At 29.5% G+C, this 369-nt stretch carries 1 pseudogene; it reads left to right on the top strand.

Annotated elements, in window-relative coordinates:
• Positions 1 to 369, top strand: a pseudogene (locus AJ884_RS03725) (hypothetical protein); the annotation flags it as partial.

Below are 369 nucleotides of genomic sequence, written 5' to 3'. Positions count from 1 at the left end.
AATCCTCCAGTAGCTGGAGGACCTTGTACTAAAGTTGCTTTGGTATTTCCTTATACTTATTCAGATCATAAAGTTAATAATAAACATTCTGTTTTACAAATGGGTTTAATAGGAATGAGTATAAAAGGTTATCCTATATTTGCTATACCTAAAAAGAATAAAATTAAATTTGCTTTAGCTAAAATACAAGCTAGTCCTCTTGCTAAGATTAAGTATGATAGGATAAGATGGCAAGGGATAGGAGATAAATTAGGAGCGGCACAAAAAAGCAAAGAGAAAGCAAAAATGCTTTTATATTTGGAAAATGAAAATAAAAAAGGTAAGGTAAGTGATAAAGAAGTTCATCTTTATAAACATAATGGAATATGG

The sequence above is a fragment of the Campylobacter sp. BCW_6463 genome, assembly GCF_001762785.1.
Taxonomy (GTDB): domain Bacteria; phylum Campylobacterota; class Campylobacteria; order Campylobacterales; family Campylobacteraceae; genus Campylobacter_D; species Campylobacter_D jejuni.
Note: the sequence above shows the minus strand (reverse complement) of the source record. Positions and strands in the feature narration are given on the sequence as shown.